The sequence below is a fragment of the Marilutibacter chinensis genome (assembly GCF_021725675.1).
In the GTDB taxonomy this organism is placed as follows: Bacteria; Pseudomonadota; Gammaproteobacteria; order Xanthomonadales; family Xanthomonadaceae; genus Marilutibacter; species Marilutibacter chinensis.
The window spans coordinates 113,722-134,971 of record NZ_JAKJPO010000005.1; the positions used below are offsets into that span (position 1 = coordinate 113,722).

Annotated in this window: 21 protein-coding genes and 2 pseudogenes; 17 read left to right on the forward strand and 6 right to left on the reverse strand. The window is 64.9% G+C overall.

Features of this window, described 5'->3' with window-relative positions; genetic code table 11:
- Positions 1–3 precede the first annotated feature (3 nt).
- Positions 4–915, forward strand: coding sequence for a WD40/YVTN/BNR-like repeat-containing protein (locus L3V18_RS10455; protein ID WP_237054635.1), 912 nt, complete (start codon positions 4–6; stop codon positions 913–915).
- Positions 916–1,125: 210 nt separating this feature from the next.
- Here the strand turns inward: L3V18_RS10455 and L3V18_RS10460 are convergent, their stop codons facing one another.
- A complete protein-coding gene (locus tag L3V18_RS10460) occupies positions 1,126–3,252 on the reverse strand; it encodes a TonB-dependent receptor family protein (protein WP_237054636.1) in 2,127 nt (708 codons plus the stop codon).
- A 284-nt stretch (positions 3,253–3,536) separates the two neighbouring features.
- On the opposite strand from L3V18_RS10460, the gene aceE reads away from it, so the two are divergent.
- The 8 genes and pseudogenes from aceE to L3V18_RS10500 all read left to right on the forward strand — a co-directional run bounded on the left by aceE (position 3,537) and on the right by L3V18_RS10500 (position 12,586).
- Positions 3,537–6,242, forward strand: coding sequence for a pyruvate dehydrogenase (acetyl-transferring), homodimeric type (gene aceE / locus L3V18_RS10465; RefSeq protein WP_237054637.1), 2,706 nt, complete (start codon positions 3,537–3,539; stop codon positions 6,240–6,242).
- A gap of 206 nt (positions 6,243–6,448) precedes the next feature.
- On the forward strand, positions 6,449–6,709 hold the full coding sequence (locus tag L3V18_RS10470) for a helix-turn-helix domain-containing protein (protein WP_237054638.1): 261 nt from the start codon (positions 6,449–6,451) through the stop codon (positions 6,707–6,709).
- 4 nt (positions 6,710–6,713) lie between these two features.
- Entirely contained in the window at positions 6,714–8,027 is a 1,314-nt protein-coding gene (locus tag L3V18_RS10475; protein WP_237054639.1) for a type II toxin-antitoxin system HipA family toxin, read from the forward strand.
- A gap of 24 nt (positions 8,028–8,051) precedes the next feature.
- Positions 8,052–8,282, forward strand: a pseudogene (locus L3V18_RS10480) (hypothetical protein); the annotation flags it as partial.
- Positions 8,283–8,520: 238 nt separating this feature from the next.
- Entirely contained in the window at positions 8,521–8,850 is a 330-nt protein-coding gene (locus L3V18_RS10485; RefSeq protein WP_237054640.1) for a hypothetical protein, read from the forward strand.
- Positions 8,850–9,701: a lysozyme inhibitor LprI family protein gene (locus L3V18_RS10490; protein ID WP_237054641.1), complete on the forward strand. Its 852-nt coding sequence runs from the start codon at positions 8,850–8,852 to the stop codon at positions 9,699–9,701. The genes L3V18_RS10485 and L3V18_RS10490 overlap by 1 nt, the downstream gene beginning before the upstream one ends.
- Before the next feature lie 450 nt (positions 9,702–10,151).
- Positions 10,152–12,167: a BbrUII/HgiDII family restriction enzyme gene (locus tag L3V18_RS10495; protein ID WP_237054873.1), complete on the forward strand. Its 2,016-nt coding sequence runs from the start codon at positions 10,152–10,154 to the stop codon at positions 12,165–12,167.
- An 8-nt stretch (positions 12,168–12,175) separates the two neighbouring features.
- Complete coding sequence (locus L3V18_RS10500) at positions 12,176–12,586, forward strand: very short patch repair endonuclease (RefSeq protein WP_237054642.1); 411 nt, start codon at positions 12,176–12,178, stop codon at positions 12,584–12,586.
- Here L3V18_RS10500 and L3V18_RS10505 read toward each other — a convergent pair.
- The gene (locus tag L3V18_RS10505; RefSeq protein WP_255783923.1) at positions 12,583–13,644 is read right to left on the reverse strand and encodes a DNA cytosine methyltransferase; all 1,062 of its coding nucleotides are present in this window, start codon (positions 13,642–13,644) and stop codon (positions 12,583–12,585) included. The two genes, L3V18_RS10500 and L3V18_RS10505, sit on opposite strands and share 4 nt — an antisense overlap.
- Positions 13,645–13,743: 99 nt before the next feature.
- Positions 13,744–14,082 (reverse strand): helix-turn-helix domain-containing protein, encoded by a 339-nt coding sequence (locus tag L3V18_RS10510; protein WP_237054644.1) that lies wholly within the window; start codon positions 14,080–14,082, stop codon positions 13,744–13,746.
- 180 nt (positions 14,083–14,262) lie between these two features.
- Between L3V18_RS10510 and L3V18_RS10515 the strand changes: the two genes are divergently transcribed.
- Positions 14,263–14,520: an XAC0095 family protein gene (locus L3V18_RS10515; protein WP_237054645.1), complete on the forward strand. Its 258-nt coding sequence runs from the start codon at positions 14,263–14,265 to the stop codon at positions 14,518–14,520.
- A gap of 59 nt (positions 14,521–14,579) precedes the next feature.
- On the opposite strand, the gene L3V18_RS10520 is transcribed toward L3V18_RS10515, so the two are convergent.
- The 3 genes and pseudogenes from L3V18_RS10520 to L3V18_RS19450 all read right to left on the reverse strand — a co-directional run.
- Positions 14,580–14,900: a hypothetical protein gene (locus tag L3V18_RS10520; RefSeq protein WP_237054646.1), complete on the reverse strand. Its 321-nt coding sequence runs from the start codon at positions 14,898–14,900 to the stop codon at positions 14,580–14,582.
- 72 nt (positions 14,901–14,972) lie between these two features.
- Positions 14,973–15,629: a DUF2242 domain-containing protein gene (locus L3V18_RS10525; RefSeq protein WP_237054647.1), complete on the reverse strand. Its 657-nt coding sequence runs from the start codon at positions 15,627–15,629 to the stop codon at positions 14,973–14,975.
- Between the two features lie 194 nt (positions 15,630–15,823).
- Positions 15,824–16,063: pseudogene (locus L3V18_RS19450) on the reverse strand (HipA N-terminal domain-containing protein); the annotation flags it as partial.
- 379 nt (positions 16,064–16,442) lie between these two features.
- Here L3V18_RS19450 and L3V18_RS10530 point away from each other — a divergent pair.
- From L3V18_RS10530 to L3V18_RS10560, 7 genes are all read left to right on the forward strand, one after another.
- A complete protein-coding gene (locus L3V18_RS10530) occupies positions 16,443–16,712 on the forward strand; it encodes a hypothetical protein (RefSeq protein ID WP_237054648.1) in 270 nt (89 codons plus the stop codon).
- A 65-nt stretch (positions 16,713–16,777) separates the two neighbouring features.
- Entirely contained in the window at positions 16,778–17,743 is a 966-nt protein-coding gene (locus L3V18_RS10535) for a bifunctional helix-turn-helix transcriptional regulator/GNAT family N-acetyltransferase (RefSeq protein WP_237054649.1), read from the forward strand.
- Between the two features lie 135 nt (positions 17,744–17,878).
- Complete coding sequence (locus L3V18_RS10540; protein WP_237054875.1) at positions 17,879–18,430, forward strand: RNA 2'-phosphotransferase; 552 nt, start codon at positions 17,879–17,881, stop codon at positions 18,428–18,430.
- A gap of 301 nt (positions 18,431–18,731) precedes the next feature.
- Complete coding sequence (locus tag L3V18_RS10545) at positions 18,732–19,340, forward strand: hypothetical protein (RefSeq protein ID WP_237054650.1); 609 nt, start codon at positions 18,732–18,734, stop codon at positions 19,338–19,340.
- A 9-nt stretch (positions 19,341–19,349) separates the two neighbouring features.
- Entirely contained in the window at positions 19,350–19,907 is a 558-nt protein-coding gene (locus tag L3V18_RS10550) for a cysteine hydrolase family protein (RefSeq protein WP_237054651.1), read from the forward strand.
- A gap of 48 nt (positions 19,908–19,955) precedes the next feature.
- Positions 19,956–20,519: a GIY-YIG nuclease family protein gene (locus tag L3V18_RS10555; RefSeq protein ID WP_237054652.1), complete on the forward strand. Its 564-nt coding sequence runs from the start codon at positions 19,956–19,958 to the stop codon at positions 20,517–20,519.
- Between the two features lie 55 nt (positions 20,520–20,574).
- Positions 20,575–21,213 (forward strand): DUF421 domain-containing protein, encoded by a 639-nt coding sequence (locus L3V18_RS10560; RefSeq protein ID WP_237054653.1) that lies wholly within the window; start codon positions 20,575–20,577, stop codon positions 21,211–21,213.
- Positions 21,214–21,250: the final 37 nt, after the last annotated feature.

The following is a 21,250-nucleotide window of genomic DNA, read 5'->3' on the forward strand; positions in this document are numbered from 1 at the left end:
GCGATGCCCCGAAAACGCAACACCGCCCTGTACTTCACCGGGGGGATCGCGCTGGACGCCAACAGCGCGATCCTGTGCGGCCACCTCTACCTGGAGCGGGACGAGCCCAGCGTTACCCGGACGATGTTCGTGGACGACGGCGAGTGGTTCCACCTGCGCGACCTGCCCGACGTCGTCTACGCCAGCGTGCGCCGACCGCCGTCCCGCGACGGGCGGGCGGTGTTCTGCTTCCTCGGCCGTGGTGGATTGCTGGCGGAGCGGCCCTCCGGCGGCGAGTTCAGGGACACCCGGTTGCCGGCCCGCCCCTGGCTGATGGACCTGCGAGAGATCGACGGCGTGCTCCATGCCTGCGGCACCCAGAACCAGGTGTTGCGCGGACAGGGGAGCGACTGGCAGCGCATCGACCAGGGGATCGTCCAGCCGCTGGACGACGCGGTTACCGCGTGTCTCAACGCGATCGACGGCTTCGGTGGCGATGAGATCTACGCGGTCGGTGACGGCGGCGCGATCCTGCACTGGGATGGCCGGCGCTGGACGCCGCAGCCGTCGGGCACGGACCTGCCGCTGTACTGCGTCCGCTGCGCCGCCGACGGGCACGTCTACGCCGGCGGTGCCGGCGGCGTGCTGTTGCGCGGCGACCGCCGCGGTGGCTGGGTCGAAGTCGGCGACCGGTCCGTGTGCGCGGACGTGCTGGAGGACCTGGCGGAGTTCGACGGCCGGCTCTACGTCGCCGCCGTCGACCGCCTGCTCGAGTTCGACGGCCGCAAGCTCCGCGAGACGGCCGTGCCGGTGGCGGGACCGCTGGCTTTCCTGGCCCTGGACGCGTGCGAGCAGGCGCTTTGGACCGTCGGCGACGACTGCGTGCTGCGCTACGATGGCCGCGAGTGGAGGCGCTTCGCCTGCCCGGAGAACTGAGCCGGCTCATGGCCGCGCCGGCGGCCGCGTCTTCCGGCCGGCCGCTCCGATGACGCACGCATCGCCGCAGCGCGCGCATCCCGAGGTCATCGTCTTCATCGCCTGTCCCGACGGCTATCGCATCGGGCTGATCGAACGGCCTGCGGTGCCGGCCGCGCCACACACCCCGCCATGGCCGGGGCCGGGCCGGTCGCCCGATGGCGGCGGGGCTCAGCGGCCGCCGCTCCAGCCGATGCCGACGGTGAATCCGCGACCGGCGCCGGGCTCGAAGTAGCGTCCGTTGCCCTCGTTGACGATCACCGAACCGGCATGGTCGCGGTCGAACAGGTTGTCCACCCGCGCGAAGCCGTGCCAGCCCGAAGCTGGCGCGCGCCATTGCAGCCGCAACGCCAGCAGTGCGTAGCCCGGCGCGTGGTCGTCGTTGAGGTCGTTGACCGCGATCCGGTCGCTGGCGCGCAGCTCCAGCGCCGCGCCGAGGCGGTCGCCGGCGCCGTGCCAGGCCAGCTCGGCATAGCCGTGCGCACGCGGCACGCCCGGCACCCGGTTGCCGGCGGCGACCTCGCGCCGCACCGGCACGCCGCCGCTGGCCACCCGGTACGCGTACGGCGACACGAAGCGCGCATGCAGCCAGTTGGCGGCAACCGCGTACGACCAGCGTTCGCCGAACCGCCCCTCGAAACCGGCTTCGATGCCCTCGCGGCGGGTGCGTCCGGCATTGGCGTAGCTGGTCCGGCCACCCTGGTTGTGCGCCGGCACGATCTCGTCGCGGCCGTCGATGCGGTACAGCGTCACGCTGGCATGGCCGTCCGCCCGCCGCCAGCGCGCGCCGATCTCGCCGCTGTCGTAGCGCGTCGCGCGCAGCTCGCGGTTGAAGCCGGCGCCGCCGTCGGAGCGGTACGACAGCTCGGTGACGGTCGGCGTCTCGAAGCCGCGGCCGACGCTGGCGAACGCCTCGCCCCAGCCGAACGCCCGCGCCACCCCCAGCGACGCCGCGGTCTCCTCGAACGTCAGCCGGCCGCCGTCGTCGCCGTTGGCCAGGTAACGGTCGTGCGAGGAGAAGCGCAACCGGCTCCGGCGCACGCCGGCCAGCGCGCTCCACGCTTCGCCCCACGTCCAGTCGCCCAGCGCGTAGGCGTCGACGTTGCGCAGGGTGTTGTCCTCGTCGCGGCGCAGCCGCCCGCGCACGCCGAGGCGGTCGCCGACGAAGTTCTCGTAGCCGCGGCGGTCCTCATCCAACCGGCCCGCGTCCATGCCGATCGACAGCCCGCCGCGTGCGCCTTCCCAGCGGTGGCCCGCCTCCAGCCCGGCCGAGCGCCGGCCGACGTCGATCACTCCGCCGGCGCTGGTCGGCGCCTGCTGCGCGAACGCCGGCACCGCCAGGTACTGCAGCACGTCGCGGCCGACCGCGTGCGCGCCGATCCAGTAGCTGCGCCCTGGCGCGTAGTCGTGCTCCCAGCGCGCGCCGAGCTGCGCGTTGTCGATCCGCTTGCGGGTGTCGAACGCCAGCGCGTTCGGCGCGGTGCCGTGCGGATCTTCGCGCCACTGCGCGCGGGTCAGCCCCAGCGGATCCTCGGTGTCGGGCTGGCGCAGCGCGCCGGCGGCCAGCCGCAGCCGGCGGCGTTCGTCCGGCGCCCATTGCGCGACCGCGTCCAGCTGCGCGCGTTCGGCCGCGCTGTGCGGACGCTCGCCATCGGTGGCGAAGTGGCTGCCCAGCGCCTGCCAGCGCCACGGCGAATCCGCATCCGCCTGCTCGTAGCCGGCCTGCAGTCGATGGCTGCCATGCCCGCCCAGCCAACCCTCGACGCGCGGTCCGCCCGGCCCGTCGAGCGCGGTCTCGGCGACGATCGCGCCGCCGGCCGCGTTGCCGTACTGCAGCGCCAGCGGCCCGCGCAGCACCTGCACCCGGTCCAGCGCGCCCAGCGGGAAGTTCGCCGCCTGGCCCTGGCCGTCCAGCGCCGAGGACGGGATGCCGTCCACCACAAGCCGGATCCCGCGGATGCCGAAGGTGGAGCGGGCGCCGAAGCCGCGGCTCTGGATCTGCAGGTCCTGCGCGTAGTTCTGCCGGTCGAGCACGCCGATGCCCGGCACCCGCACCAGCGTCTCTGCCAGCGACACCTGCCGCTGGCCCGCGCGCAGCGTCGCGCCGTCCACCGTGTCCACCGCGCCTGGGAACGCCTGCAGCGGCCGCGGCGGGCCCAGCACCTGCACCGTGTCGAGGGTGGCGGCATCGTCGTCCTGCTGCGCGGCGGCCGGCAGCGCGAGGAACAGCGCGACCAGCAGCCACCACGGCGACGGAGAAGGAGAAGGGCGGCGCAGGGCGCGTCGGCAGGCATTCATGCGCGCATTGTCGCTGCCGCGGCGCCACGCGTGCGTGAGGCAGGCGGCAGAGCGCCGGCCGAACGGCAGCCGGCCGGCGCGGGCGAGCGGGCGGTGCGTGGCGGCGCGCCATGTGCGGCAACCCCACGCGCTGGTATGCAATGGCCGTGGACATCGCATACCAGCGACCAAAGGCGGAGCCGGCGGCCGCCGGGGCGACATCGGAACGGCGCGGTCCGGCTGCTAGAATCGGAGCTCTAATTCCCCCTTGAACCACGAGGCGCGGCCATGGGGCCGCGAAGCGCATGACCCAGACCTACGAGAGCCCGTTCGCCGATCTGCTGCACAACGACCCGGACCCGGCCGAGACCCAGGAATGGGTCGAGTCGGTCCAGGCCGTCATCGCCCGCGACGGCGCCGAGCGCGCCCACCAGCTGCTGCAGGGCATGGTCGAGGTCACCCGCCGCGCCGGCGCCCACCTGCCGTTCTCGCCGACCACCGAGTACATCAACACGATCCCGCCGCACCTGGAGCCCAAGACCCCGGGCGACCAGACCATGGAATGGCGGATCCGCTCGCTGATCCGCTGGAACGCGATGGCGATGGTCGTGCGCGCCAACCGCAAGCCCGGCGACCTGGGCGGCCACATCGCCAGCTTCGCCTCCGCGGCGACCCTCTACGACGTCGGCTTCAACCATTTCTGGCGCGGCCCAGAAGGCGACCACCCCGGCGACCTGATCGGCGTGCAGGGCCACAGCTCGCCCGGCATCTACGCGCGTTCCTTCCTCGAAGGTCGCATCAGCGAATCGCAGCTCGACCACTTCCGCATGGAGGTCGACGGCCGCGGCATCAGCTCCTACCCGCACCCGTGGCTGATGCCCGATTACTGGCAGCTGCCGACCGTGTCGATGGGCCTGGGTCCGATCGCGTCGATCTACCAGGCGCGCAACTGGAAATACCTGGAAGGCCGCGGCCTGCTGCCGAAGTCCGACCGCAAGGTCTGGTGCTTCATGGGCGACGGCGAGTGCGACGAGCCCGAGAGCCTGGGCGCGATCTCGGTCGCCGGCCGCGAGGGCCTGGACAACCTGGTGTTCGTGATCAACTGCAACCTGCAGCGCCTGGACGGCCCGGTGCGCGGCAACGGCAAGATCATCCAGGAACTGGAAGGCCAGTTCCGCGGCGCCGGGTGGAACGTGATCAAGACCGTCTGGGGCAGCTACTGGGATCCGCTGCTGGCGCGCGACACCTCCGGCAAGCTGCGCCAGCTGATGATGGAGACCGTCGACGGCGAGTACCAGAACTGCAAGGCCTTCGGCGGCGCGTATACCCGCGAGCATTTCTTCGGCAAGTACCCGGAGACCGAGCGCCTGGTCGCCAACCTGTCCGACGACGACATCTGGCGTCTGAACCGCGGCGGCCACGACCCGCACAAGGTCTACGCGGCCTACGACGCGGCGACCAAGATGAAGGGTATGCCGACCGTGATCCTGGCCAAGACGGTCAAGGGCTACGGCATGGGCGCGGCCGGCGAATCGCTGAACCCCACCCACCAGACCAAGAAGCTCGACGACGAGGCGGTCCGCGCGTTCCGCGACCGCTTCAACATCCCGGTCACCGACAAGCAGCTCGCCGACGGCCAGGTGCCGTTCTTCCACCCGGGCAAGGACTCCGAGGAAGTGCAGTACATGCTCGAGCGCCGCAAGGCGCTGGGCGGCTTCCTGCCGCAGCGCCGGCGCAAGGCCAGCCAGTCGCTGGAAGTGCCGAAGCTCGAAACCTACGAGCGCCTGCTCAAGTCCACCGGCGATCGCGAGATCAGCACCACGATGGCCTTCGTGCAGACCCTCAACATCACCCTGCGCGACAAACAGGTCGGCCCGCGCTGCGTGCCGATCGTCGCCGACGAGGCGCGCACCTTCGGCATGGAAGGCCTGTTCCGCCAGCTCGGCATCTACGCCCCGCAGGGCCAGAAGTACAAGCCGGTCGACCGCGACCAGCTGATGTACTACCGCGAGGACGCCGCCGGCCAGGTGCTGGAGGAGGGCATCACCGAGGCGGGCGCGTTCTCCAGCTGGATGGCCGCGGCCACCAGCTACAGCACCAACGATTTGCAGATGCTGCCGTTCTACATCTTCTATTCGATGTTCGGCTTCCAGCGCATCGGCGACTCCGCCTGGCAGGCCGCCGACATGCGCGCGCGCGGCTTCCTGCTCGGCGCCACCGCCGGCCGCACCACCCTCAACGGCGAGGGCCTGCAGCACGAGGACGGCCATAGCCACCTGCTCGCCGGCGCGATCCCGAACTGCCGCAGTTACGACCCGACCTTCGGCTACGAGGTCACCGTGATCGTCCAGCACGGCATGCAGCGCATGCTCGCCGAGCAGCAGGACGAGTACTACTACATCACCCTGATGAACGAGAACTACAGCCACCCGGACATGCCCGAGGGCAGCGCCGAGGGCATCATCAAGGGCATGTACCTGCTCAAGGACGCCGGCAAGCCGAAGAAGAGCGAGCTGCGCGTGCAACTGCTGGGCAGCGGCACCATCCTGCGCGAGGCGATCGCCGCCGCCGAACTGCTCGACAAGGACTTCGGCGTGACCGCCGACATCTGGTCCTGCCCCAGCTTCAACGAGCTGCGCCGCGACGGCGTCGACGCCGAACGCTGGAACCGCCTCAACCCTGAGGCCAAGACCCCGCGCAAACCGTATGTGACCGAGCTGCTGGACGGCCGCCAGGGCCCGGCCATCGCCGCCACCGACTACGTCCGCGCCTTCGCCGACCAGATCCGCGAATACGTGCCGATGCGCTACACCGTGCTGGGCACCGACGGCTTCGGCCGCAGCGACACCCGCGCCAACCTGCGCCGCCACTTCGAGGTCGACCGCTTCCACATCGCCCACGCCGCGATCGCCGCGCTGGCCGCCGACGGCAAGATGACCGCCAAGGACGTCACCCGCGCGATCAAGGAGTACAGGATCGACGTGGAGAAGCCGAATCCGATTGGGGTTTGAGGACGCTCGACAAAGCACTGGGAAGGGCGACCTTGGGGTCGCCCTTCTGCGTTTGCGCCTTCTGCATCGGACATGTTGAAAATCAACGTATAGGTTGAATTTGTATAATTCAATCTACAGATTGATTTTTCGAGATTCAAGGTTTAAGTTGAACTCGCAGAGTTCAATCTATTTCTTGAAATTCGCTTGATTCGAGGTGGAACGGCATGAAGTACCTCATCCAACATCCACGCCAACTTGCCCCATTGCTCAAAGCATTGCGGGCCCAGGCCGATCTCTCCCAGGCGCAGGTCGCCGCAAAGCTGGGTGTGACTCATCAGGCCATCAGTGCATTGGAGCGGCATCCGGAAAAGGCGACGTTCGACCGACTGATGCGATTTCTTGGCGCGTTGAACGTGGATATCGTTTTGCAGCCCCGCTCCCAGCAGGAAGGCAGCAGGTCGCGATCTGCGCCGGTGGAGTGGTAGACCGATGGCAGCCTCATCAACCAGCGCGCTTGCCGTCTGGATCAATGGCGAGCAGGTCGGCCTCTGGGAGGAGCGACGCAGCGGGGCCCAGACATTGACCTATGCTGCCGATTGGCTGGTTGCGCCACATGCGCGTCCGCTGTCGTTGTCGCTGCCGCTGCTCCCGGAAGGCGGTGTTCACCGGGGAACTGCCGTCGAGTACTTTTTCGAGAACCTCCTGCCTGACAGCGCTGACATCCGGCGTCGGCTCCGCCAGCGGACCGGTGCCCGATCGACAGCCGCCTTCGATCTACTGGCAGAGATTGGCCGGGATTGTGTCGGAGCCGTGCAGCTGCTTCCGGTCGGACGGCAGCCGGAAGGGTTGGAGCAGATCGACGCGGAACCGCTGACGGATGCGGAGGTCGCCCAGGTGTTGCGCGACGTTCCCGTAACGAGGACGCCTGGGGCGGCAGAGCGGGGTGATTTCCGCATTTCCATCGCAGGCGCACAGGAAAAAACCGCCTTGCTTTGGCACGAAGGCCGCTGGTGCCTTCCGCGGAACTCAACGCCAACGACGCATATTTTCAAGCTGCCCCTTGGCAAAGTGGGCAACATGCAGGCCGATTTCAGCACTTCAGTCGAAAACGAGTGGCTTTGCAGCCGTATTGTCGAAGCGTTTGACATACCTGTTGCCCGGACCCGCATCGCGACGTTCGAGGAGCAGAAGGCGTTGATCGTCGAGCGCTTCGACCGCCGTCGATCCGAGCGTGGCGACTGGTGGCTGCGCCTGCCGCAGGAAGATATGTGCCAGGCCCTCGGCGTCCACCCGGACCACCGGTACGAAGTCGACGGCGGCCCCGGCGTGCGGGACATCATGGAATTGCTGCGGCGTTCCGAGCAGGCTGATCGGGATCGAAACGTTTTCTTCAAGGCGCAGATCGTCTTCTGGGCACTGGCTGCAACCGATGGTCACGCCAAGAACTTCAGCATCTTTCTGGGTGCAGGCGGCGCCTACCGGTTGACGCCGCTGTATGACGTGCTGTCTGCCTATCCCATCATGGGAAGAGGCCCCAACCAACTCGATCCGTACGATGCCAAGCTGGCCATGGCCGTGGTCTCCAGGAATCGGCACTACCAGATCCGGAACATCGTGCCGCGCCAGTGGGAGGCCATGGCCCGGCATTGTGGTGTCGATGGTGAACAATTGCTCGCCGAAGTGGCAGAGCAAGCGCAGCGGGTCATTGAAAGAGTCTCCAGCGAACTGCCGCACGACTTCCCGGATGCCGTCGCCACGCCAATCCTTGAAGGACTTTCGAGAGCAAGCGCTCGTTTGATCTAGGCGGTTCTGCGTTTCACAAGAAGACGCATCCGCGAGTTCGTGCCGATGCGCTACACCGTCCCAGGCATCGACGGCTTCGGCCGCAGCGACACCCGCACCAACCAGCGCCGCCACTTCGAGGTCGACCGCTTCCACATCGCCCACGCCGTGATCGCCGCCCTGGCCGCCGACGGCAAGATGAGCGCCAAGGACGTCACCCGCACGATCAAGGAGTATAAGATCGACGTGGAGACGCCGAATCCGATTGGGGTTTGATGAGGACGATGGACTAAAGATACGCCGGTGGCAATATGTGGCGGTGAGCTTCTCTCTCCCCACCAGAACCAGAAAGGCAAAGGGTTAGGCCTCCCGGTCTAGCCCATCTTCCTGCCTCGCGGTAGCCTTGTAAGCGCTCTGTACAAGTCGCATGCACATGGCCAGGGGTCGCTACAGTGTGCGCTGCGGTGTTCCTCCATGTATGTTGTCGACGATAGTCACAGGGGTGTGTTGGCACATGAAACTCGCCGCTGCATGGGCGTGGCTTAACTCGGTGCTCGAAAGCAACACGTTCAAACTTCTAATTCTTCCAGTGGCTGGTGGCATATACGCTGCTGGTAGCTACTTTGGGCGCAGAAGAATTGAGAGGACTGGCGAGTCCGAGGAGATTAAGAGAGTTCGAGAGCTTGTTGATCTCCAGCGAGCGATGAACGACGGTAACGTCTCGGTTGAGGACATCAACAACTTACGGCAACAGTTGCTAGGCAAGCCTGTCGAGCAGGCTGTGGCGACCGCGACCTATTCATTGAGCGAGCTGAGTACCTGCGCGAGCAGCCCACCGACCTGATGGAGGAGGGTGGAGAAGCGATCACGCAGGCAGAAATGAATGAGCGGGCTTACGCGATGTACGCCAGAGCCGACAACGAATTAGCAAGCACTGTAATCGAGAAAATGGCAACGTACTCGCCGGAGGAAGCGGCTGCGTTTCAGCAGGCACAAGATGCTTGGATTAGGTGGCGGGACGCGGAATCGCGGTGGGAGTCAAAGGTCTGGGAAGGGGGAACCATTCGCCCTCTGATGGTTGCGACTCGCCTTGAATCCTTGACTCGCGAACGCATTGCGGCAATCCGCGTATCGGGTGACTTGGAGCGTGACCCTAATAGGATATTTGCGCCCTACAGGAAAACACCCAAGGATCTTCCCGATCATCTTTCCCCAGGGATTACGGGGGAGCGTGTTCGCCAACTTCTTGGTGTCCCACATTACGTGAGTGAGAACTACTGGTTCTACCGCTTTTCGGACACGCAGCTACAGCTAAAAGTTCAGGATGAAGTTGTTGCCGAGTTCGCCTTCGTGATGATTGAGGGGGAAGCCTATGAGACGACTCTAGAGAACGTGGGGCCGTTTCATTTTGGGCAGCTCACGTTTGGCGATCTTTCGCGCTTGTACCCCCAGCTGGAGTTCATCCATAGGTTCGGCGCTAGAACCGGCGAGTTCTGCATCGAGTTACCGTTGGGAGCAGTGAATACGCGCTACTTCTTCGGCTCAATCTCCACGGAGAGCGGTGGTCGTTTGCTCCGGGCTAGCGACGCGAACGATGAGGGCGTGGATGAATCTCAAGCTCAAGCAAGGATGCTCGTCAATTGGTTTGGTCGAACGCACGGAGGCGAGCCTCCCTATATCTGGTGGCACATCTAGGAGAAATAGCAATAACCTAATCCGCCCGGAACAGAGTGGCTTGTCCGGAAGCACGCAACGGTCCTGCGCCGTGTTGACGAACACGATGGAGCTACCCGGCTGCTCAACGCAGGTCGCTCGCATGTTGAGCTTGGTTTGGGTGTCGGACTCGGGCTGGAAGCTATTGATCGCCGGCACCGGATAGGTGCGTAAATACATGTCCTCGGTGCCGAACGTCTCCCCCGGCGAGGCTCCGTCTTGCTGTTCCAGCTGCAGGCGAACAAGCTGTGCAAGGATGATGGAAAGAAGCCTAATCCGCTCGGTAGCTTTCAATAGTCCGTCGGCCAAATCTTGGCTATCGGTGGAGCTAGCCCGTCGTCATCGGCTAGTGTCTTGCGTAGTAAAGTGGTTTGGCGACATATTTCCGGATCAGGCGTTGCGGATTGAATCAAGCAGGGGGCATCAGTGAGCATGGTGGTCGAGAAAACGGAAAGCACGGAGTTCAAGCTTGAGGTCGACTTGAACGTATTGAATCATCTGGGGATCGGACTCTATAGCAGCACTCCCGCTGTCGTAACGGAAATCGTTGCGAATGCATGGGACGCTGATGCGACCCGTGTCGAAATTGAGATTAAGGGCGGTGAAATTATCGTCCAGGACGATGGGCACGGCATGGGAGCGGCGGAACTTCAAGGGCGCTTCCTAAAAGTCGGCTATGCCCGTAGAGAACAGCCAGGCGGAAGCAGAAGCCCGAAGTACGACCGGCCCGTCATGGGGAGAAAGGGAATCGGCAAGCTAGCCATGTTCTCACTGGCCAATAGAATCGACATCTGGTCTAAGAAAGAAGGCTGCCCAGAAGTAGCCGGGGCCGTCCTTGTAGATAAGCTCAAGGAAAAGATAAGCAAGAACATCATATACATGCTTGAGCCTGCCATTGAACAGTACGGTTGGGATACTGGCACTGGCACACGGATCGTGCTATCCCAACTCAACGCAGGCACGGACAAGACCGAAGCTTTTCTGCGACCGCGTATCGCCCGTCGTTTTAGCGTAGTAGGCGATCTCCATAACTTCAAGGTCTATATCAATGGCCAGGAGGTCACAACGCGCGATCGCGGCTATCACAGCGATCTCCAGTTTTGGTGGGACCTGGACGACGCGACTCGTGCGGAGCAGCTATCGCTAGCGACGTCGCTGGCAAGCGATGAGAACGGTGAGCGATGCATAGCGAGGCTCAATCACATCGTGGCTCATGACGGGAAGGCCTACGAGCTCCGGGGAGTCATCGCTACGGTTGCAAAGCCGAAGCAGCTAAAGAAAACCGATGACAATATTAACCAGATTTCCCTCTTCGCCAATGGACGTGTCTTTCAGGAGGATATGTTGAAGGACATCGGCAATGCGAAGATATTTAATAGCTATCTTGTTGGGGAGATCCACGCCGACTTCCTTGATGCGGATGGGACCGATCGGGCTACTGCCAATCGAGAGGCCGTTAAGACTGGAGATCCGTTGGTATCCGCTGTAAGAGACTGGCTTAAGACTGTACTTGCCGAGATCGCAGACCAGTGGGATGAGTGGCGCCGTCAACAGAACGTCGAGAGTGACGACGAGCAAACCAAGCTCGCGCTGGAAGCCTGGTATACCTCGCTTGAAGATCCACGCGATGTGAAACTCGCCAAGAAGCTGATCACCCCGATTTTGACCACAGAGCATTCCAACGACGAAGCGAAGAATAACACCATCAAGCGCGACCTGATTCGAAGTGCGATAGTGGGTTTCGAGAAGCTGAGGATCCGAAAGCAGCTTGATCGCCTCGACCAAATCCAGGACGTGATGTCCGTCGAGTTTCAGAAGATATTCCACAGCATTGATGACATTGAGGCAAGTCATTACCACGAAATCACCAGGTCTAGACTTCAGGTCATTGAGAAGTTTGAAAAGGAGATTGTGGACACGGCTGCGCTGGAGAAAGTTGCTCAGAAGTATCTCTTTGAGCATCTATGGCTGCTCGATCCGACATGGGGGCCTGTCGGTGAAAGCAAGATCATGGAGCAGACGCTAACGAAGGAGCTGAAGGAAATAGCGCCAGACACTGAAACAGGTGCGCGACTCGATATTGCCTACCGTACGTCCACGGGCAGGCATGTAATCGTGGAGCTCAAACGGCCTGGTCTGAGGTCGATCGAAGTCGAAGACCTGATCAAGCAAGGCAAGAAGTATAAGGCGGCCGTGACCCAGTACCTGAGCAAGCATCCCGATCTTGCTGGATACAACGGTAGACGGCCTCCGATTGACGTCTACTTCGTGACCGAAGAACTGCCGAAAACGCCATTTGGCGATGCACTGGATGACCTTCGTAAACAGGACATGCAGGCTTTTACCTACAAGGGTATGATCACGAACGCCAGGCGCGCCTACCAGGAGTACATCGAAAAATCGCCTGACGTGTCCACTATTGAGGACATTATCCGGCACATCGTTTGACCTTGAGGATGCCAGAGATCATCTCGACCATGCGGCGGAGCGCCATCATGCGTTCCGTTCGCCAGAAGAACACTGGGCCAGAAATGGTTGTGCGCCGTATCGCTCATGCGATCGGCGCACGCTATAGGTTGCACCGCAAGGATCTTCCGGGCCGCCCCGATCTTGTATTTCCTCGTCGGCGGCTATGCATCTTCGTCCACGGCTGCTTTTGGCACCGTCATCCCGGTTGCCGGCTGGCCAGCATCCCTGGTTCCAACGTCGAGTTCTGGCATGATAAGTTCACCCGCAACGTCGAACGAGACGCACGTAAGGAAAACGAGCTCAGGGCGGAAGGGTGGCGCGTCGAGATCATTTGGGAGTGCGAGACGCGCGATCCGAGATCGCTTGAAGAGCGACTACGCGCACTGCTCTTTCCTTAGCCCATATTTTGTGTCTTTTCCACCTGCTTCAAGTGCTTGGCGATGCTTATCGCTATCACTTCACCCAATCGCACTGGTACCGCGTTTCCGATCAAACGTCCGATCACCCTGAAGTTCACAGCATCGCCCTTTGGCATGAAGCGATACTTCTTCGGGAAGGTCTGGAAAAGCGCTGCCTCACGCAGGCTGATGGCGCGATCCTGTTCAGGATGTCCGAATCGGCCATTCCCAAATCCGTAACAGAGTGTAGTCATCGTCGGCGAGGGCTTGTCCCAACGCATGCGTCCATAGACCGAGTTGAAGGTCTTGCCGGAATCACGGCGATGGCATGCTGCTACAAGATCTGCGTCCCAGTCTTGCCACGAGCCGCCAGGTCTTGATTGGCGAATGCGCCGTAGATTTATATCGGTCAGACCGGCCGCGGCGTGCAGAGAATCGTTCCAGTGTATTTCTCCGGCTTTGATGTCGGGGAGGCAAGATATCGCATCGGCTACTGTGATTTGTCTGTCTTTGTGGGTCGGCTTGATAAGAGAGATGGGGCCTAGTTTGGATGCTAGAAATACCAGGCGGCGGCGACGCTGAGGTATTCCGTAGTCCTCGCATTGGACCACGCCGAACCAAGTTTCGTAGCCATTGAACGCTGACAAGAACTCATCAAAGATCGAGTGCTTTGGGAGCTGTGGCACGTTCTCCATTGTGACGAGGTCGGGCTGCGTCTTGCGCACCAAGTTTGCGAACGAACGTAAAAGCTTCCACTTCGCATCTTTGGATGTGTCCTTGCCCTTGGCATAGGTCGAGAAGGGCTGGCACGGTGCGCATCCTGCCAAGAGGCTATGCTTATCTTTAGGGAACAGCTCTCCGATGTCTTCAGAGGATAGTGATTCGACATCACACTCGATAAAGCGTGCTCCACGGTTGTTAGTCTCGTAGGGGTAACGGCACGCGGGGTCCATGTCCACTCCAGCAGTCACCTGAATACCCTTTTTCAACAACCCATGTGTTAGGCCTCCGGCTCCACAGAACAGGTCTACACAAGCGACGGGAAGGCTCTGTTTCATTGATCTACGGCGCTCAAAGGATGCTTGAATGATTGGGCGTTGAGGGTAGGGAGAAGTCTCAGTCGGTGTTGGAGCCAACTGGGCAAGGGTAACTGCGGCCTATCTAGCTTCCTTCGGGGGATCCCCTAGCAACTGGCGCTGTTCGGCCAATGGCAACTTCGAGTAGGCCAGGATCATCTCCGCCAGCAGGTCGGATTCGGTGAACAGGTACGGCAGCGGCACGCCGAGTTGCTTGGCGATCGTGGCTGCCGTCTCCATGTCGCATAGCGACGTCTGCTGTTCATAGCGGTTGATACGGGTGCTGCCCACGCTCTTTCCCAGGCCGATCAGGGCGCCAAGTTCGCGTTGAGACACGCCCGCCATCTCTCGCGCTTGCTTCAAGCGCTTGGAGAAGACGGCGGCAGCGGTCAGGTTTCGCACGGGGTCATGGCTGGGCATGGGAACCCATCATGGCCGGCGCGAAGCGGTTGCTGTAGACTCTACATTAAATGTAGATAGCGTGCCACCTGAGACCTAAGCCGCAGAGAAGCCGCGACGGGCTGGAGGGGGCTCACGACTAGTAGACGCTCCCGCTGCTTGACGCAATCCGTGACGGGGCTGTCGGATGGAGGGTGATAGATGCGCAAGCTCCGAGCTGACCCAACCACGCACACCGCCGGCTACCTGCTCCCCGAGGACGCCTATCGCGCGTTGGAACAGGCGCGTGACCGCCTGGATCTGCTGGCGCGCCTGGCCGCGCCGCGCGCTGTGCAGGAGGACGCGCCCGAGGCCGAGTCGCCGCTCAGGCTCACCGTGCTGGCTCAATGCTTCGAGGAGTTGGCCGACCAGCTCGATCGCGGCCTGCGGGCGGCACGCTGGTCGAATCCGCTGCCTTGATGCGTGGCTGAGCGCGCTGGCCGCACGCGCACGCCAGCCAAAGCGCACAGAACCCGCCCCTACGCATCCGATCCCTCAGTCGGACAGCCCCCCGGTTGCACGCGCCCGCCTTCAGGACGGGCGCGGCGGGCCGATCGATCCTCTTCCGGCAGCATGACGGTCAGCGCGTCGAGGCCCTTGAAGTCGCTGGTATAGAAGGCGACCAGCTTCAGCCCATCGACGGTCCATTCGTCCCAGGGCTCGTCGTCCTCGTCGGAATCCTCGGGCGGGCACCGAGGTGGACTGCCCTGGCCAGGAGCTTTCGGCGGCCATCGCAGCGCCGCCATACAGGTTTTACCGTTCGGGAAAACTTCCATGGAGCGGCCGGACTGCCGGGTCATTCGATCCCGTACGGGATCGAAAAGAAGCCCGGCCCGCTCACAGTCCAGTGAATGAATCCGCCCCCTCTTCGATCACCGCGGATCCATCACTCCCACAGGCGCGTCCGCTTCAGCGGCCGGCGACTCGCTGCTCGGCACCGGATCAGGCGGCAGTGTTTCGAACACCGGCGGGGGAGGCGGCGGGGCCAGGCCTTCGGTGCTGGGCACGTAGTACGCCACCCGCTCGAAGAAGCGGCGGTAGAAATCCTGGTTCTGCACGGTATTGCTGGCGACCCGCACCAGGTTGGCGCCGCTGCTGCCGATCGGCAGCGATACCGAGCCGAGCATGCTCGCGCCTATGCTGGCGGACTTGACCGTGGTGTTGAGCTCGTAGCGGTCCTGGACCGCGTTGACGAACACGATCGAGCCGCCGCCGGTTTGCGGCACGCAGGTCGCGCGCACGTTGAGCTGGGTATGGACGTCGGACTCGGGCTGGAAACTCTTGACCGCCTCCAGCGCGTCCGCGGCGGTCTCGCCGATCACGTAGCCCTGTCCCAGCAACGCGCGCCGGGTGGCCTCGCAGGCGGTGGCGGGCGGCACCGGGTAGGTGCGCGAATAGGTGTCGTCGGCAGCGAACGTTTCGCCCGACGGCGGCGGCTCCGCCTTGCGGTTCCAGCCGCACGCGGACAGGGCTGCGGCCAGGGCGATGGCGAGGCCGGCGAATCGGCAGGTCGGGCGGACGTGGAACATACGACATGCGACGGGTTCGGGCTGAGCCGCGAGTGTAGCCACGGCTGCGTGCAATGCCGCTGAATGCGATGTCTGCCTGAACAGGGGCCGGTGTCGTCGGCCGGCAGGTAGAGCAGGGCTTTCCTGGTCGGGGTCCTCCCCTGCGGCCGGACGGGGCGACGCCGGGTGCGCGGATGCCGACCAGCGCCCGCGCATTCGCCGTCGATCGCCGCCAGCAGGGCAAAGTCGTCGCGGTCGGGGATCCGCAGCCGAGTGGTGATCGCCTCGCTTACCGCGCCTTGGGGCAGCAGGCGGTAGAACCCGTTGCGTACCCGCGCCGACATGCGCTGCATCGCCGGGCGGCAGCGAGACCGGTCGCGCCACCGACGCATCGGCGCTGCGGAATCGGAGATGGCGGTGGCTTGTCCCGCTCGGGAATTTTTGGCGGCCATCATCGCGCCGCCAGAGGAGTTTTACCGTTCGGGTAAGTTTCCACGGAATGGCGTGGCCGTGGTTTGATCCCGTACGGGATCTCAATCGAGGCCGCAGGGCCGCAGATCGTCGCAACGGAGGCTTGCCGGGAAGCGCGGGCCGCAGGCTCCGTTCGGGATGGCGCCCTGAAGTGCGGCGACTCCTCGATCAGCGCCGCCGGTTGGCTGGCTTGCCAGGGCTCGTCTTCCGGATCGCGCCAGTATCTGGCGCGATCCGGTCCACTTTGGCGCGATATGGCGCGATCCGAGCTTGGCCGGTAGCCTCTTTGCCGATGTTCACAAGCCTCAGGCGGCGACGTCCTTGCAGCGGGGGCGCCCCTGTCGTGCGCCTACGGAGAACGTGATGATCGAAGCATTGGTGACAATCGTGCGCGACGCGCAGACCGCGCTCATTCCCGAGGGGGCGCGGGTGGTGTTGAACGGGTCGGGCGGGCAGGCCGACGCCACGGTCTTCCTGCGCGTGGACCCGGACGGCGTCGGCCAGGCCAACCGGACCTACCTGCATGTACGCAGCCGGGCGCCCTGGTACTCGCTGGAAGGCGTGGACACCCTGCAATGGTTCGGGCCGCATCTGGTGCAGACCCCGGTACTGGGGGTGGAACGGCTGCGCTAGAGGGCTTGCCGGTGGCGGTACCGACGTTTATGTTAGCGCTTACGCAAATACCGTCGGATACCGCCATGAGCTTTCTTTCGGTCCAGGGCACCCTGGCCCTTGCCAGCCGTCTTAAGGTGGTCAGCGAGCGCAGCTACGACCTGGTCGACCAGGTCTACCGTGAGCACGGCATCGGCCTGCAGGCGCGCTGGTTCCCGGTGCTGCGGCTGTTGCAGGAGCGCGGGCCGCTGAGCGTGGGCGAGATCGCCCGCGAGATCGGCCTGACCCATTCGGCAATCAGCCAGTTGGCCACCCGGCTCACTCGGGAAGGCCTGCTGCGGCGCGAGCCCGCGCCCGGCGACCGCCGGCAGCGGGTGCTGGCGCTGACCGAGCGCTGCGAGGCCGAGCTCAAGGCCGCCCGCCCGCTGTGGCAGGCGATGCGCGAGACCGTCGAGCACCGGATCACCGCCACCGGCGTGGACCTGCTCGACGCGTTGTCGCGCTACGAGGCCAGCCTCGACGAACAGCCGCTGCCGGCCGAGGTCGCGCGGCGGCTGCGCCAGCGCCAGGCCGAACAGGTGCGCATCGTGCCGTTCGCGCCGCAGTGGCGCGGCGACTTCTACCGGCTCAACGCCGAGTGGCTGGCGAAGTACTACCAGATCGAGCCGATCGACCACGCCGTGCTGTCCGAACCGGAGAAGCACATCATCGAGCCGGGCGGCTCGATCCTGATCGCCGTGGTCGGCGACGAGGCGGTCGGCACCTGCGCGCTGATGGTCGACGCCCCCGGCGTCTACGAGCTGACCAAGATGGCCGTCACCGAACGCCACCAGGGGCTGGGCATCGGCCGCAGGCTGATGGAGGCCGCGATCGCCGAGTACAGGCGCCTGGGCGGCCGCGAACTGTTCCTGGAATCGCAGAAGCGCCTGCAGCCCGCGCTGCGACTGTACGAGAGCGTGGGCTTCGAGCTGCAGCCCGGAGTGAAGCCGGGCACGCACTACCAGCGGGCGGATGTGTACATGATCTATCGCGGAGAGGCGGCTGCCGCCTGACCGCTCTTGGGGTGATCCATGCGGCGCTGCCCGAAGAAAGGCAGCATCGGAGGCAACCGCAAAGCAGCGAAACACCGTCGGCGGCTCGCGGCGAAGGCAATGCGGTACGCGCCACGCCCGCTAGAATGCCTGCCGATGACCGACACGCTCACCCGAACCAGCAGGTTCCTGAGTCTGATCCTGCGTCACGAGCCCGGCAGGATCGGCCTGCAGCTGGACCCGCGGGGATGGGCCGACATCGACGAACTGCTGCTGCGCATGCAGCCGCACCATCCGATCAGCCGTGAGCTGCTGCAACGAGTGGTGGAGAGCAACAGCAAGCGACGCTTCGCCATCAGCGACGACGGTTTGCGCATCCGCGCCAGCCAGGGCCATTCGATCGCGGTCGACCTGGCGCTTGCGCCTTGCGAGCCACCAACGCGGCTGTTCCACGGCACCGCGACGCGCTTTCTCGAGTCGATTCGCCGACAGGGCCTTTTGCGCGGCGATCGCCACCACGTGCATCTGTCGGCGGATATCGAAACCGCGACCGCGGTAGGCCGACGCCATGGCAGGGTCGTCGTGCTGCATGTCGATGCCGGTCGCATGCATGCCGAGGGCTACCGCTTCTACCGCTCCGACAATGGCGTCTGGCTGACCGATGAGGTGCCGGTCGGATTCCTGGGCGATGCGACAGACCACGGATAGCGGCTCGGCCATCGGTATCGGGCAGGGCTCCGGCGGTACAGCTCGCCTGCATACCGGCGCGATCCGGTCGGTGTCCAAAACGACGCCGCAACCGGAGCGCCGCCCTGGGCCCTCATCAAAGTAGGCTCCAGGCGCGTTGTCGCTCCACATCGCCCATACACCAACGTGAGCGCCACCGTGACGTTCATGAAGGTTTCCTGTTGCTGCACGCCGATCCGACCGGGGCTTAACGCCGGAGGCTTCATACAGGTGCTCGATCACAGAGCGCCTCTGCCGGGGCGCCGGGCAACGGAGAAGCACGATGGCTAGCAAGGGTTACGACGCGAAGCACCTGCACGAGCTGCTGTACCAGGCGCTGGAGACGGAGCTGGGCGGCGAGAAGGTCTACGAGGCGGCGCTGCAGTGCGCGGTCAACGACGATCTGCGGAAGGAGTGGCAGGAATACCTCGACGAAACGCGCACGCACCAGCAGGTGCTGCTGAACGTGTTCGGCGAGCTCGGTCTGGACCCGGACGCGCAGACGCCCGGGCGGCAGGTGGTCGCGCACATCGGGCAGTCGCTGGTGAAGGCGATGGAGATGGCGCGTGCCTCGGGCGATGCCGGCGGCGCCGAGCTGGTTGCCGGCGAGTGCGTGGTGCTTGCCGAGACCAAGGACCATCTGAACTGGCAGCTGATCGGCCTGCTCGCGGAGAAGGGCCGCGGCCCTGAGACGCGCGTGCTCAAGCAGGCGCACGAGGCGGTCGAGAAGGACGAGGATCATCACCTCTACCACACCACCGGCTGGACCCGGGAGCTGTGGCTGGACGCGCTCGGCCTGCCGGCGGTGCTGCCGCCTCCGGAGGAAGTCAAGAATGTGGAGACGGCGATCGGCGCATCGCGGGCGGAACAGGCACGCGACAAGCTGATGTAGGACCGGCGCATGCAGCGTGCTCGGACGCGCGATGCGCTGTTGATCATCGACATGATCAACACGTTCCGCTTCAAGGACGGACTGCGGCTGCGCGACGCCGCATTGTCGATCGCGCCGACGGTTGCGCGGCTGCGGCAGCGCGCGAGGACGCGCGGCGTGCCGGTCATCTACGTCAACGACAACTTCACCGAGTGGACCTCCGACTTCCGCCAACTGGTGGAGAAGTGCGCGCGTCCGCGCTCGCGCGGCCATGCGATCGTCGCCCGGCTGCGGCCGACACCGGAAGACTCGTCGGTCCTCAAGCCGCGGCATTCGGCGTTCTACCAGACGCCGTTGCCGCTGCTGCTCGAGCAGCTTGGCAGCGAGCGCCTGGTCCTGGTCGGCATCGCGACCGAATCGTGCATCCTCAGTTCCGCCGCGGACGCGCATGTGAGGGGCTACCGGGTGACGGTGCCGCGCGACGGTGTGGCCTCGTGCATTGACGAGGACCGCGAGCGTGCGCTGGCGGTGATGCGCGACGCATTCGATGTCGCCAGTCCGCTCGCGCGCCACGTGCGGTTCCCGTGAACGCGCGCGATGCGGGCGGAGGCGGATACTGCCGGGATGGAGGATGCGATGGCCTATTCCGGCGACGACCACGTCTACGTGCTGGCCTGTGCGGGCTTCGAGGACGTGCTCAAGGTCGGCATGAGCCGGCAGCCGCTGGTGCGCTGGCAGAGCTTCCATCCGCGCTGGTTCGAGATTTTCGAGCTGGAATCCAGCTGCCTGATACGGCTCGACAGCCGCCGCGAATCGCGCGCCTGCGAGACGCGCTTCCATCGCGACCTCGCCGCGCACCGCTGCCCGGCGCCGCTGGCAATGCCGATGCTCGCCGGCGGCCACAGCGAGTGGTACCGCGGTGCGTGGGCACGCGCGCATGAGCTCGCCGCGGGCTGCGAGGCCGCCGGCCTACCGGTCGAGCGCGATCTGCGGCGGTGGGCGGCGCGGCAGATGGCGGCCGAACAGCCGCGGCTGTACGAACTGCTGTCCACCGCTGCGCAGATGGCGTGGGACGGCCAGCTGGCGCCGATGTCCCGTCGCGGCCTGCTGGACCTGGTGGACGCACATGCGCATTTCGATCCGGCGGTCCCGGAGCGGTTCGCCGAGCTGCTGGATGCGTTGCGCAATGCGGGCAGGTGAGCCGGACGTCGCCGATCGCGGCGCCGGCACGGCATCGACGACGAGGAGGTGAACGATGGATCTCGATATCGAAGTGTTCGATTGGGAAAGGATGCTTCTGGGGCTGCCTCCGCCGCTGTACTTCGCGGAAATCGTGGTCAAGACGCTGATGGTGTTCGCGGTCCTGCTGCTGGTGCTGCGCATGCTCGGAAAGCGCGGTCAGCAGAACCTGAGCCCGATGAGCCAGTTGCTGATGGTGGCGCTGGGCAGTGCTGCCGGCGACGCGATCCTGTACCCCGAGGTGCCGGTCGGATACGCGGTGGTGATCCTGCTCGGCGTGGTCGGGCTGACGATGGGCATGGAAACGCTGGCGGAGCACCACTCGAAGGTGCGCGACTATCTCGAGTCGCGGCCGCAGGTGCTCGTCCGCGATGGCGTCGTGGACCAGGACGCGCTCGACCGGGAACGGACCACCCTGCGCGAGCTCCACGCGAAGCTGCGCATGGCCGGTGCGCGCGACCTGTCCGAGGTCGAAGTCGCGATCCTCGAGGTGACGGGCGAGATCAGCGTCATCTGCCGTCCTTCCGGGTCCGGGGGGCGCCGCAACCTCGTCGACTACATCCTGGAAGACGCGCCGAAACCGGAGGACATCCGCGGCACGGAGCCCACGCGGATGTCACCGGCACGGATGTCGCAGGCGTCGCGCGAGTCGTGACGGTGCATGCGCAGCAGGTGCCCGCGGACCAAGAGGT

What these genes read in the sequence shown, in the direction of transcription:
- L3V18_RS10455 (WP_237054635.1), top strand. Translation starts at nt 4, where the DNA reads ATGCCCCGAAAACGCAACACCGCCCTGTACTTCACCGGGGGGATCGCG.
- L3V18_RS10460 (WP_237054636.1), bottom strand. Translation starts at nt 3,252, where the DNA reads ATGAATGCCTGCCGACGCGCCCTGCGCCGCCCTTCTCCTTCTCCGTCG.
- aceE (WP_237054637.1), top strand. Translation starts at nt 3,537, where the DNA reads ATGACCCAGACCTACGAGAGCCCGTTCGCCGATCTGCTGCACAACGAC.
- L3V18_RS10470 (WP_237054638.1), top strand. Translation starts at nt 6,449, where the DNA reads ATGAAGTACCTCATCCAACATCCACGCCAACTTGCCCCATTGCTCAAA.
- L3V18_RS10475 (WP_237054639.1), top strand. Translation starts at nt 6,714, where the DNA reads ATGGCAGCCTCATCAACCAGCGCGCTTGCCGTCTGGATCAATGGCGAG.
- L3V18_RS10485 (WP_237054640.1), top strand. Translation starts at nt 8,521, where the DNA reads ATGAAACTCGCCGCTGCATGGGCGTGGCTTAACTCGGTGCTCGAAAGC.
- L3V18_RS10490 (WP_237054641.1), top strand. Translation starts at nt 8,850, where the DNA reads ATGGAGGAGGGTGGAGAAGCGATCACGCAGGCAGAAATGAATGAGCGG.
- L3V18_RS10495 (WP_237054873.1), top strand. Translation starts at nt 10,152, where the DNA reads ATGGTGGTCGAGAAAACGGAAAGCACGGAGTTCAAGCTTGAGGTCGAC.
- L3V18_RS10500 (WP_237054642.1), top strand. Translation starts at nt 12,176, where the DNA reads ATGCCAGAGATCATCTCGACCATGCGGCGGAGCGCCATCATGCGTTCC.
- L3V18_RS10505 (WP_255783923.1), bottom strand. Translation starts at nt 13,644, where the DNA reads ATGAAACAGAGCCTTCCCGTCGCTTGTGTAGACCTGTTCTGTGGAGCC.
- L3V18_RS10510 (WP_237054644.1), bottom strand. Translation starts at nt 14,082, where the DNA reads ATGCCCAGCCATGACCCCGTGCGAAACCTGACCGCTGCCGCCGTCTTC.
- L3V18_RS10515 (WP_237054645.1), top strand. Translation starts at nt 14,263, where the DNA reads ATGCGCAAGCTCCGAGCTGACCCAACCACGCACACCGCCGGCTACCTG.
- L3V18_RS10520 (WP_237054646.1), bottom strand. Translation starts at nt 14,900, where the DNA reads ATGACCCGGCAGTCCGGCCGCTCCATGGAAGTTTTCCCGAACGGTAAA.
- L3V18_RS10525 (WP_237054647.1), bottom strand. Translation starts at nt 15,629, where the DNA reads ATGTTCCACGTCCGCCCGACCTGCCGATTCGCCGGCCTCGCCATCGCC.
- L3V18_RS10530 (WP_237054648.1), top strand. Translation starts at nt 16,443, where the DNA reads ATGATCGAAGCATTGGTGACAATCGTGCGCGACGCGCAGACCGCGCTC.
- L3V18_RS10535 (WP_237054649.1), top strand. Translation starts at nt 16,778, where the DNA reads ATGAGCTTTCTTTCGGTCCAGGGCACCCTGGCCCTTGCCAGCCGTCTT.
- L3V18_RS10540 (WP_237054875.1), top strand. Translation starts at nt 17,879, where the DNA reads ATGACCGACACGCTCACCCGAACCAGCAGGTTCCTGAGTCTGATCCTG.
- L3V18_RS10545 (WP_237054650.1), top strand. Translation starts at nt 18,732, where the DNA reads ATGGCTAGCAAGGGTTACGACGCGAAGCACCTGCACGAGCTGCTGTAC.
- L3V18_RS10550 (WP_237054651.1), top strand. Translation starts at nt 19,350, where the DNA reads ATGCAGCGTGCTCGGACGCGCGATGCGCTGTTGATCATCGACATGATC.
- L3V18_RS10555 (WP_237054652.1), top strand. Translation starts at nt 19,956, where the DNA reads ATGGCCTATTCCGGCGACGACCACGTCTACGTGCTGGCCTGTGCGGGC.
- L3V18_RS10560 (WP_237054653.1), top strand. Translation starts at nt 20,575, where the DNA reads ATGGATCTCGATATCGAAGTGTTCGATTGGGAAAGGATGCTTCTGGGG.